Genomic DNA, 11,225 nt, shown 5'->3' on the forward strand with positions numbered 1-11,225 from the left:
ATATCGATCATCCATTGGAGTAATTTTGTTGGCACCCGCATCCTCTGCACATCACAAAGGAGGACGCCGTGCCCAACACCCTGATCCTGTTGTTCCACCCCGATTTCGCCACATCGAATGTCAACCGCGCCCTCTGCGAGGCCGTTGCCGAACTGCCGGGCATCACCGTCGTCGACATGCAGGCACAGTATTCAGATGGCGTGATCGACGTCGATGCGGAGGTCGCACGCCTCCTCGCGGCAGACCGGATCGTCCTGCAATTCCCGGTGCAGTGGTATTCGACACCACCACTGCTCAAAGCCTGGCAGGATGCGGTGCTGACCCGGATGTTCTACCTGGCCTACCAGGACGAAGGGCGCCTGCTCGCCGGCAAGCCGGTCCTGATCGCCGCGACCGCCGGCAATGTTGCGGAGGCCTATACGCCCGCGGGCCAGAACCGCTTTTCGCTTCGCGAGCTTCTCCGCCCCCTGGAAGCGACGGCCCATCGCTGCGGCCTCGCCTGGCAGGAACCCTTTCTGATCTACGAGACCCGCAAGGCCGACACTGAGGCGCTGCAGCTCGCCGGAGAGCACTATGCCGGCCGGATCAGCCGCCTTCCGTGCCCCATCACGGAACCAGCGCGGGAATCGATCCAGCCCCTGCACGCCGCCAATGCCGGCCTCCTGCTGCTGGCCGGAACCAGCCTCGCGAGGACGACAGGTTAGCGACGACCTGCACGGCCTTGGATACGGCAGAGCTGCCGCGCGCCGGAAGCCGGAGCGCGGCACACCCGCCCGCAGGCTTAGCCTGCCTGTTCCGAGCGGCTGGAGGCCTTCAGGATCGCAGCTCCCAAGGCGGATTTCAGGACGGCCCCCACGATGAACGGGACGACGCCAAGGAGCAGCGCGCGCTCGACGCCGATCAGGGTCGCAAGCCATGCTGCGCCGATCACCAGGCAGAGCGCATTGCCGAGCAGCATCGCGGCGAAGGACCGCATGAGCCTGCTCCCGCCCCAGCCGCGCTCGGCAAGCCAGCCGACCATGGCGGCCACGATCGGGAAGGAGAAGAGATAGCCGCCCGTCGGGCCCATGAAATGCGGCAGGCCGGACGCGCCGCCGGCGAGAACCGGCAGCCCGAGCGCCGCCTCGAACAGCCAGGCGAGGACAGTGACGGCGCCAAGACGCCAGCCATAGAATGCGCCGATCAGCGTCACCGCCAGCGTCTGCAGCGTGATCGGCACCGGAACCATCGGCACGCTGATTTGCGAGGCCAGCGCCAGGAGCAGGGTTCCGAACAGCACGGCGCCCGCCTGCACGAGGACAGGGCGGCTGCTCAGGCGCAGCGGACCGCCCGCCAGCTGCGTCGTAGCATAGGTCATTGCGTTCATTGCGATCTCCATCAGTGATCAGATGCATATTATCTATAATTCATGAATCTGATCTATGATGGACTCCACATCGCGGCGAAGAATGCAAGCCCCTCCCGCCATGCACCTGTCATCCGACGATCGAAAAGGCCTCGCGCGTGCCACCGGAGGAGGTGCGAACCGGCTTGGTCCCAATCCACTGGACATGCCGCGCAAGCGTCGCCGCCGCGGCCTCGATTTGTCCTTCGCGCAACGCGGAGAGGATAGCACGGTGGTCGTGATCGGTGCGCGACTCCCATTCCGAACGCCAGGCAGCGAACAGGAACCGGGCGCTGGTCGCATGCAGATCATCGATCGCAGCCAGCAAGCGGGGCATGGCGCAGGGAGCGAGGATCAGCTTGTGAAAGCGCCGATTCGCATCCTCCCACGACCTCACATCCTGCGACTTGTCGCCGGCGCGCGTCGCTTCTTCGGCCTGCTCGAGGATCGCCCGGGTCAGATGTGGCGCGGCATGGCGCAGCGCCAACACCTCCAGCGCCGCCCGCATTTCCGCGACCTCGCGGACCTCCCGCAGATCGAAAGCGGCAACCCGCACGCCCCGGCGCGGCTCRCTGACGGCCAGACCCTGCGCTTCCAGCCTCTGAAAGGCCTCGCGCACCGGCACATGGCTGGCGCCGAACTCGGCCGCGACATGGTCCTGGCGCAAGCGGGCTCCGGGCTCGATCGCTCCGGAGATGATCCGGTCGGCCAGAGCGCGGCTGATCCGGATGGCGAGCGTGTCTTTCTGTTCGCTGGTCATTTTTTATAGATAATTTTGTTGTGATCTCCTGTCGAGCGCTTCGGATTCCCGGCGCATATCGATGCCGCTTGCCCCGTCGCGGCGTTGCGGCCAGACTCACCGTCAGATCCTGGGAGATCCCTCATGTCGCATCAGCCCGCCGATGACCCGATCCTGGGTGATGCCCGCTCCTGCCAGGCGATCGAGCAGGTCATCGTGCCGCGCGCTCATGACCTCGGCGGCTTTTCGGTCAGGCGCGCCCTGCCCTCGATCGGCCGGAAGATGGTCGGACCGTTCATTTTCTTCGACCAGATGGGCCCGGCCGAATTCCTGCTCGGCGAGGGTATCGATGTGCGCCCGCACCCGCATATCGGTCTGGCGACCGTGACCTATCTCTTCGACGGCGAGATCATGCATCGCGACTCGCTCGGCACGGCGCTGCCCATTCGCCCCGGTGCGGTCAACCTGATGACGGCGGGACGCGGCATCGTTCACTCCGAACGCACGGCGCCAGAAGAGCGTCTCAAGGCGCCGAAGCTCTATGGCATCCAGACCTGGCTCGCCTTGCCGAAGAGCCATGAGGAAGTCGCGCCGGAATTCATCCATCACGCCGCGCCCGAACTGCCGCGCATCGTCGAAGGCGGCAAGCGCATCAGCCTGATCATGGGCTCAGCCTACGGCCAGACCTCGCCGGTGAAATTCCCCTGGGATACGCTCTATGCCGAGGCGGTGCTGGCACCCGGCGCCATCCTGCCGCTCGACCCCGATTACGACGAGCGCGCGGTCTATATCGTCTCCGGCAAGATCGACATTGCCGGAGAGGAGTTCGGCGCCGGGCAATTGCTCGTCTTCAAGCCGGGCGACCGCATCTCGATCCTCGCGATCGACCAGAGCCGGCTGATGCTGGTCGGCGGCGAACCGATGGATGGCCCGCGCCATATCTGGTGGAATTTCGTCTCCTCCTCGAAGGAGCGCATCGACCAGGCGAAGGAGGAATGGAAAGCCGGCYGCTTCGACACCGTTCCCGGCGACGAAGCCGAGTTCATTCCCTTGCCGGAGAGCTGAGGGCAGTCCCGCGCAGCTCAGGGCTGCACGCTTGCTGGCCTGAGCCTGCGGGCCGTGCGTGTCCAGATCCGTGGGAAACGATGAACCTGCGGGTCGTCGGACACACAGCCATTCGAAGCCTGCCCATTATCCGGCCTGCAACCCAGACCGCAGCTCGGCCGAAGAGAGTTCGCCCGAAGGAATCGCCCTCAACGCCGGCATGCGGGAGGCCAGGATCGCGGCGACCGAGAGCGCGAAGAGGATGACGGGGAGCCAGATCGCCAGCCCAAGTCCGAGCCACTCGCCAGCAAGCCCTCCCGCAATCGCGCCTAACGGACGCATGCCGTACATCGCTGTCGTCAGCGTGGCACTGACGCGACCGAGCAAAGCCGGCGGCGTCACCGCCTGGCGCAGACTGGTCTGAATGATGCCCCAGAGAATCGGTCCGAAGCCGAAGAGGAAGAAGGCGAGCGCCAGCGCCGCAAGGCCGAGCGTCGCCGGAGCGATGGCCAGCAGCAGCGCGCCCAGGAGCGATGAAGCTGGGCCGAACACGAGAAGCAGCCCRGTTGGCAGGCGCGCGATCAGTGCGGCGCCGAAGAACGCGCCAAGGATCAGGCCGGCACCATAGACCGACGAGGAGAGACCGATCGTCTCCGGGGCGAGCAGCAGAATGCGCGCGGCATAGGGTGCGAACAGCGCCATGAAGGCGAAGAAGGCAAGGTTCCAGGCGATGGCGCAGAGCGCGATCGGCCTGAGATAGGGATGTTGCAGGACGAAGGCCCCGCCTTCCGCAATGGCCCGGTGCAACGGCTGGCGTGCGGCTGCCACCGGCCGCTCAGACGGCAGGCGCATGGCAAGCGCCAGGACCACGATTCCACATAGGGCACACAGCGCCAGCCCGAGCGCGCCGATGCCTCTTGCGACAGCCCAGCCGGCGAGCAGCGGCGCGGCCAGGCTCAGCACCGCACGGCCGAGTTCCATCCGACCATTGGCACGCGGCAGATCCCTAACCGCCACCATGCGCGGCAAGAGCACGAAAATGGACAATGCGATGACAACCGGGCCGGTCGCGGCAATGAAGGCCGAGAGTGCCAACGCCCAGTTCGTATGCCCTGAGATGAGCAGCGCCGCGCCGATCAGCGAGCCCGACAGCAACAACCCGCCTCCGGCGAGAATCAGTGAGCGGGGCGCAACCCGGTCCGCCCACACCCCCGCAGGCAGCGAGACGACGAGCCATGCCGCCGACTGAGCCGCGACAAGCAGGCCGACAAGCCGACTGCTGGCGCCAGCCTCCGTCGCTGCGAGCGTGATAGTGTCGAGCGCCAGCTTGTCGGCGAACTGCGCGACGATGCCGGCCAGGAGCAGGCCGAGGGGAAGGTGCGACGACATGGCGGGTTTCCGTCTTTGCGAGGTTGCCGCCAGCGTCCCACGCCTAGGACATCAGCCCCACCCGTTTCCTGTCTTCCGGCGCTGTGACGACCCGCCGGTTTGCCAGCGCCGCTCGCAGGCTTTATTCGAAGTCGATCACCTCGAAGGAACGTGTCGCTCAACCGTGCCCCGCCCTGCCACTCCACTTCTCGATCAAGTGTCCGATCCCGCCGCATTGCGTCGCCTGGACGATGTCCAGTTGCGTCAGCTCGCCGACGAACTTCGCGCCGAGACCATCGATGCGGTCTCGGTCACCGGCGGCCATCTCGGCGCTGGCCTCGGCGTGGTCGAGCTGACCGTCGCCCTGCACCACGTCTTCGACACCCCGGATGACCGCCTGATCTGGGATGTCGGCCATCAGGCCTATCCGCACAAGATCCTGACCGGCCGGCGCGACCGCATCCGGACCTTGCGCCAACCCGGAGGCCTCTCCGGCTTCACCAGGCGCAGCGAGAGCGAGTACGACCCCTTCGGCGCCGCTCATTCCTCGACCTCGATCTCGGCCGGGCTCGGCATGGCGGTCGCGCGCGATCTCGCCGGCAAGCCCAACAATGTCATCGCGGTGATCGGCGATGGAGCGATGTCGGCGGGCATGGCCTATGAGGCGATGAACAATGCCGGAGCGCTCGGCTCCAGGCTGATCGTCATTCTGAACGACAACGACATGTCGATCGCGCCGCCGGTGGGCGCGATGTCAGCCTATCTCGCGCGGCTGGTCTCTGGACGCACCTATCGCTCGCTCCGCGAGGTGGCAAAATATCTGGCGGAGAAACTGCCCCGCTTCTTCCACGAGAAGGCCAGGCGCACCGAGGAGTTCGCGCGCGGCTTCTGGACCGGTGGAACGCTGTTCGAGGAGCTCGGCTTCTATTATGTCGGGCCGATCGACGGTCACAATCTCGACCACCTGCTTCCGGTGCTGCGCAATGTCCGCGATGCGCAGAGCGGGCCGATCCTCGTCCATGTCGTGACGCAGAAGGGCAAGGGCTATGCCCCTGCCGAGGCGAGCGCCGACAAGCACCACGCCGTGGTGAAGTTCGATCCCGTCACCGGGCAACAGGCCAAGGCTCCTGCGAATGCTCCGAGCTATACCAAGGTCTTCGCCAATGCGCTGATCAAGGCGGCGCGCGAGGACGAGAAGATCGTTGCCGTCACCGCCGCCATGCCCTCGGGCACCGGTCTCGATGCATTCGGCAAGGAATTTCCCGGCCGGACCTTCGATGTCGGCATTGCCGAGCAGCATGCGGTGACCTTTGCCGCCGGCCTGGCAAGCGAGGGCTACAAGCCGTTCTGCGCGATCTACTCGACCTTCCTGCAGCGCGCCTATGATCAGGTCGTGCATGATGTCGCCATCCAGAAGCTACCGGTGCGCTTCGCGCTCGACCGGGCCGGCCTTGTTGGCGCTGATGGCGCGACCCATGCCGGGGCCTTCGATGTGGCCTATCTCGCCTGCCTGCCCGACATGGTGGTGATGGCCGCAGCCGACGAGGCGGAACTGACCCATATGGTTGCGACCGCCGCCGCCTATGATTCCGGGCCGATCGCCTTCCGCTATCCGCGCGGCGAAGGCGTCGGCGTGGAGATGCCGCAAACCGGCATTCCGCTCGAGATCGGCAAGGGCCGGATCGTCCGCGAAGGGTCACGCGTGGCCATTCTGTCGCTGGGCACACGGCTTGCGGAGAGCCTTGCGGCCGCCGAGTTGCTCGCTCAGCGCGGGCTCTCGACCACGGTCGCCGATGCGCGCTTCGCCAAGCCGCTGGACGAGGCGCTGATCCTGCGGCTCGCCCGCGAGCACGAGATCCTGATCACCGTCGAGGAAGGCTCGGTTGGCGGCTTCGGCAGCCATGTCCTTCACCTGCTGGCGAGAACCGGAATGCTCGACGGCGGGTTGAAGGTGCGAACACTGACATTGCCCGATCTCTATCAGGACCAGGACAAGCCGGATGTGATGTACGCGCTGGCCGGGCTCGACGCCGCAGGCATCGTGCGCAGCGTCGAGCAGGCGCTGGGCACGCCGGACGCCGTGCGCCGCGCCTGAGCGCGGGCGGCTGAAATCATGAAGAGCCGGGCGGACCAGCTTCTCGTCGAGCGCGGCTTCTTCGAGAGCCGCGCACGGGCACAGGCGGCGATTGCTGCGGGCCTCGTCTCGGCGGGCGGCGTCACCGTGCGAAAAGCCTCGGACATGATCGCGCGCGATGCCGAGATCCTGGCCGAGGCACCGCATCCCTATGTTTCGCGTGGCGGCCYCAAGCTGGCGGCCGCGCTCGATGCCTTCGGCTTCGATCCGGCCGGGCTGACCTGTGTCGATGTCGGCGCCTCCACCGGTGGCTTCACCGACGTCCTGCTCCGGCGGGGCGCGAGCCACGTGTTCGCCGTCGATGTCGGGCGGGACCAGCTTCATCCCAGCCTAAGGAACCTTGCGCGCGTCACCAGCCTCGAGGCGCGCGATATCCGGGCACTGGCTGCGGAAGAATTTGCGCCGGCTCCGGCGCTCGCCGTGATCGATGTCAGCTTCATCTCGCTGAGGCTCGTCCTGCCGACCGTTGCCGGCCTGCTGACGCCCGAGGCCCGGATCGCKGCGCTGATCAAGCCGCAATTTGAAGCCGGACGAGCGGCGCTCAAGAAGGGCGTGGTGCGCGATGAAGCCGTGCACGCCCAAGTCTGCGCGGAGATTTCGACGCTGTTCGCGGAACTGGGCTTCGCGGTCAGCGGTCCGATCCCCTCACCGATCGAGGGCGGCGACGGCAATCGCGAGTTTCTGATCGGGGGCTACCGGCCAGGTTAGATCAAACCGCAATCCACTTTTCGGGCCGATGCTTAGGACGCTAACTCAGTTCGCGAACAGGGCGTCGATATTGCTCTGCAGTGAGCGGACATCGAAGTCGTCGGTGTCGATCTGGCCGTTGACGTTGATGAAGAGCGTGGTGTGACCGATCAGACTGCGCAACGCTCCAGCTGCGACCTCGACGACTGCCGCGACATCCTCGCCTTCATCCAGATCCCCGAGCAGCGCGGTMGCCGCAGCGATCAACTGGCTCATGGTGCGGCAGAGTTCTTCGAAAGCCTCGATCTGACGAGCGTCGAGCTGGTCGTAGGCAGCAAGCGCCTCAGGTGCGCAGCGCAGCCGCGAGGTCTGGAAATGCTCGCGATAGCCAACGGCCCGCCAGCTTCGGAGTTCCTCGATGATGCCGCGATCCACCGGCACCATTTCGATCAGCATCAGCGCTTCGCCATAGCGATTGAGATAGTCGGTCGAGAGCGGGGGCTTCCCGGTCGGACCCAGCCGTTCATCCGCGTCAACGGCCAGCGCTCTCATCGCGGGGGCGGTCATCCTCAGGCCTCTGAATTGGCGGGACTATGCTCGACCAAACCCGAATAAAGTGTTGATCCGAGCGGTAAGGCTTGGCACATCCAGCGCGACATGTGTGGTCGCTACGCCATTACCCTTCCGCCTCAGGCGATGCGCGAACACTTCGCCTATCCYGAGCAGCCCAATTTTCCGCCGCGCTACAACATCGCGCCGACGCAGCCCGTGCCTGTCATCCGCAATCATGAAGGCGGACGACAGTTCCTGCTGATGCGCTGGGGCTTCATTCCCGGCTGGGTCAAGGACACCAGGGACTTTCCGCTGGTGATCAATATCCGCAGCGAGAGTGCACGCGAGAAGCCATCCTTTCGCGCTGCTTTCAGCCGCAGGCGCTGCCTGATGCCGGTCGACGGCTTCTATGAATGGCATCGGCTCGACAAGGAGAGYCGCCCCTATCTGTTCCGAAAGCCGGATCACGGCCTCTTTGCCTTCGCCGCCCTGTGGGAGACCTGGCATTCGCAGGACGGCTCCGAGATCGACACGGTTGCGATGGTCACGGGTCCGGCCAACGGCCTGATGTCAGCCTTCCACCACCGCTGCCCCGTCATCCTCGCACYTGCGGATCACGCAGCCTGGCTCGATGCCAGCGCGCGCGACGACGATGTCGCAACGCTGCTGAAGCCTCCGGCGGAGGATTTGCTGGAAGCGGTCCGGATCGGGACCGCGGTGAACCGGGTCAGCAATGACGGGCCTGAAGTCCAGGCCCCCTATGACGCGGCAACGGAAAACCGGGCACCGCCCGCAAAGCCGCGCCGGCCGGTGGAGCCACCGGCGCAGGGGAGCCTGTTCTGAGCAGCGTGCCCGTCTGCAGCCAAGCCTGACGGGCTGTCGTCCTACAGCACGGCGCCGGGGTTCAGGATGCCCTGCGGGTCGAGCGTCGCCTTCAATGTCTTCATCAGCGCGAGTTCGACCGGATCCTTCACGCTCGGGAGCAAGTAGCGCTTGAGCCGGCCAATGCCGTGCTCGGCCGAGATCGAGCCATGCATCTCGGTGACGATGGCATGGACGGCGCGATTGATCTCATTCCAGCGCGCCAGGAAGGCCTCCTTGTCGGCCCCGACCGGCTGGCTGACATTGAAATGGATATTGCCGTCGCCAAGATGACCGAAGGGCACCGCGCGGCAGCCGGGGATCATCGCCTCGACCGTCGCAATGGCGCGAGCCAGGAAATCCGGCGTTGCGTGCAACGGCACGGAAATGTCGTGCTTGATCKAGCCGCCCTCGAAACGCTGCACCTCCGACAGCATCTCGCGCAGCTTCCAGAAATCCTTGCGCTGTTCCAGCGAGCCGGCCAGCGCGGCATCGGTGATCAGGCCGTTTTCCAGTGCCTCGCCCAGGAAGGATTCGACAGCCTCATTGAGACCGACCGCGCTTTGAGCCGAAACCTCCATCAGCACGTACCAGGGCGACGGCTCCGAAAGCGGGTCACGGGTGCCGGCCGCATGGCGCAGCACGAATTCAAGCCCGATGCGCGGCATGAGTTCGAAGGTCGTCAATGTGCCGCCCGCACCGGCCTTGGCGGCGTTGAGCAAGGCCAGCGCCTCCGCCGGCCCCGGCAGYGCAAGGAAGGCCGTGGCGCGCGCCGCGGGAAGCGGGAAGAGCTTGAGCACCGCAGCGGTGATGACGCCGAGCGTTCCTTCGGCTCCGATGAAGAGGTTCTTCAGGTCGTAGCCGGTATTGTCCTTGCGGAGTTGCCTGAGCCCGTTCCAGATGCGGCCGTCAGCCAGCACAACCTCGAGCCCCATGCAGAGCTCACGAGCATTGCCATAAGCGATCACGGCGGTGCCACCGGCATTGGTCGAGAGATTGCCGCCAATGGTGCAAGTGCCCTCCGAGGCGAGCGAGAGCGGGAAGAGCCGTCCGGCCGCTTCAGCCGCCTCCTGCGCACGCTGGAGCGTAACCCCGGCCTCGACGATCATGGTGTCGCCTTCGGCATCGACGGCACGAACCTTGTCGAGCCGCTGCAGCGAGAGAATGATCTCACGCCCGTCGGCAACCGGGATCTGCCCCCCGACAAGCCCGGTATTCCCGCCCTGCGGCACCAGCGTCGTCCCGGTCTCGGCTGCAAGCCTGACGATCGCCGCGACCTCCTCGGTCGAGCCCGGCCGCACGACTGCCGTCGCCTGGCCGCGAAACAGATCCCGCCATTCCTTGAGATAGGGCAGCATCGCATCAGGCTCGGCGATGATGTTGCGCGCGCCGACGATGCCGGCCATCCGGTCCAGAACTTGAGCGCTCATAGGGTCTCCGGGGTCACTTCTTGCCTGAGCGCCGAAACCGGGCGACCAGCTCTATGTGAGCGGAATACCGGAACTGGTCGACCGGCGTGACACCGTCCAGCGCATATCCGCCCGCGACCAGAAGCGCCGCGTCGCGTGCGAAGCTCCCGGCATCGCAGGAGACATAGACGACGGTCGCGACCTTGGACGCGGCCAGCCGCTTCACCTGCGCCTCCGCGCCTGCGCGAGGCGGATCGAGCACCACCGCATCGAAGCCGTTCAGCTCGGACTCAAGCAGAGGCCGGCGAAAGAGATCGCGTTGCTCGCCCGTGACGGCCTTCAGCCCTTGCGTTGCGCTCGCGGCCCTGAGCAAAGCCTGCACGGCTGCCTTGTCGCTCTCCAGCGCATGAACCTGCGCCTTCTCCGCCAGCCGGAAGGTGAAAGGTCCGCATCCCGCGAAAAGATCCGCCACGCGCTTCACCTTCGGCAGCGCATCGACGACGAGCGCAGCGAGACGCTCCTCGCCTTCCGCCGTCGCCTGGAGAAAACCGCCGGGGCCGGGCGCAACATAGGCTCGCCCCATGGCCTGCAAAGGCGGGCGGCGCTCGACGATGACATCGCCATGCATGGCGAGCCGGGCGAGATCGAGCCGTTCGGCCACCTCAGTCAGGGTGAGGCGCAGCTTGCCTCCGGCAGGGCCGTGGCCGCGAATATCGACATCGAGCCCGGCCTCGGAGGTCGTAACCTGAAGGTCAAGCGGCTTGTTCGAGCCCCCCAGCCGGTTGGCGAGCAGCTGCGCGACGGCAGGAGCGCGCGCAAGGCCGGGAGCCAGAACCGGACAGGCCTCGACGGCAATGAGGTCATGACTGCGGGCCATCATGAAGCCGACCATCATGCCCGCGCCTTCGCGCCGGGCGTGGAAGGTCACACGGCGCCGACCCACTCCATGCGCATCGACCACCGCCGCTACCGGCGCATCGATCCCGACACGGGCGAGCGCGGTCACGATCTGCTGCCGCTTCCAGTCCTGATAGAGTGCCGGAGGCA

Annotated in this window: 11 protein-coding genes; 5 read left to right on the forward strand and 6 right to left on the reverse strand. The window is 66.1% G+C overall.

Annotated elements, in window-relative coordinates; genetic code table 11:
* Positions 1-68: 68 nt before the first annotated feature.
* Positions 69-704, forward strand: a complete 636-nt coding sequence (locus tag AC1DRP_RS11330) for an NAD(P)H-dependent oxidoreductase (RefSeq protein ID WP_441506539.1) — start codon at positions 69-71, stop codon at positions 702-704.
* Positions 705-781: 77 nt separating this feature from the next.
* On the opposite strand, the gene AC1DRP_RS11335 is transcribed toward AC1DRP_RS11330, so the two are convergent.
* Both AC1DRP_RS11335 and AC1DRP_RS11340 read right to left on the reverse strand, forming a co-directional pair.
* Positions 782-1,366, reverse strand: coding sequence for a biotin transporter BioY (locus AC1DRP_RS11335; protein ID WP_441506538.1), 585 nt, complete (start codon positions 1,364-1,366; stop codon positions 782-784).
* 109 nt (positions 1,367-1,475) lie between these two features.
* Positions 1,476-2,144 carry a GntR family transcriptional regulator gene (locus AC1DRP_RS11340; RefSeq protein WP_441506537.1) on the reverse strand — a complete coding sequence of 223 codons (669 nt, stop codon included), beginning with the start codon at positions 2,142-2,144 and terminating at the stop codon, positions 1,476-1,478.
* A 123-nt stretch (positions 2,145-2,267) separates the two neighbouring features.
* Between AC1DRP_RS11340 and AC1DRP_RS11345 the strand changes: the two genes are divergently transcribed.
* Positions 2,268-3,188: a pirin family protein gene (locus AC1DRP_RS11345; RefSeq protein WP_476768521.1), complete on the forward strand. Its 921-nt coding sequence runs from the start codon at positions 2,268-2,270 to the stop codon at positions 3,186-3,188.
* A gap of 126 nt (positions 3,189-3,314) precedes the next feature.
* Here AC1DRP_RS11345 and AC1DRP_RS11350 read toward each other — a convergent pair whose 3' ends face one another.
* The gene (locus AC1DRP_RS11350; protein WP_441506535.1) at positions 3,315-4,556 is read right to left on the reverse strand and encodes an MFS transporter; all 1,242 of its coding nucleotides are present in this window, start codon (positions 4,554-4,556) and stop codon (positions 3,315-3,317) included.
* A 163-nt stretch (positions 4,557-4,719) separates the two neighbouring features.
* Here AC1DRP_RS11350 and dxs point away from each other — a divergent pair, with 163 nt between their 5' ends.
* Positions 4,720-6,630, forward strand: coding sequence for a 1-deoxy-D-xylulose-5-phosphate synthase (dxs, locus tag AC1DRP_RS11355; protein WP_441506534.1), 1,911 nt, complete (start codon positions 4,720-4,722; stop codon positions 6,628-6,630).
* Between the two features lie 18 nt (positions 6,631-6,648).
* A complete protein-coding gene (locus AC1DRP_RS11360) occupies positions 6,649-7,377 on the forward strand; it encodes a TlyA family RNA methyltransferase (RefSeq protein ID WP_476768522.1) in 729 nt (242 codons plus the stop codon).
* A gap of 45 nt (positions 7,378-7,422) precedes the next feature.
* Here AC1DRP_RS11360 and AC1DRP_RS11365 read toward each other — a convergent pair whose 3' ends face one another.
* Entirely contained in the window at positions 7,423-7,923 is a 501-nt protein-coding gene (locus tag AC1DRP_RS11365) for a hypothetical protein (RefSeq protein ID WP_441506532.1), read from the reverse strand.
* A gap of 90 nt (positions 7,924-8,013) precedes the next feature.
* Between AC1DRP_RS11365 and AC1DRP_RS11370 the strand changes: the two genes are divergently transcribed.
* Positions 8,014-8,751, forward strand: coding sequence for an SOS response-associated peptidase (locus AC1DRP_RS11370; protein WP_476768523.1), 738 nt, complete (start codon positions 8,014-8,016; stop codon positions 8,749-8,751).
* 41 nt (positions 8,752-8,792) lie between these two features.
* Here AC1DRP_RS11370 and AC1DRP_RS11375 read toward each other — a convergent pair whose 3' ends face one another.
* Together AC1DRP_RS11375 and AC1DRP_RS11380 are read right to left on the reverse strand one after the other, a co-directional pair.
* On the reverse strand, positions 8,793-10,199 hold the full coding sequence (locus AC1DRP_RS11375; RefSeq protein ID WP_476768524.1) for an FAD-binding oxidoreductase: 1,407 nt from the start codon (positions 10,197-10,199) through the stop codon (positions 8,793-8,795).
* A 13-nt stretch (positions 10,200-10,212) separates the two neighbouring features.
* Positions 10,213-11,225: class I SAM-dependent RNA methyltransferase (locus AC1DRP_RS11380; RefSeq protein WP_476768525.1), on the reverse strand; the 1,013-nt coding region annotated here is incomplete at its 5' end.

The sequence above is a fragment of the Allobosea sp. 01N443 genome (assembly GCF_056399325.1).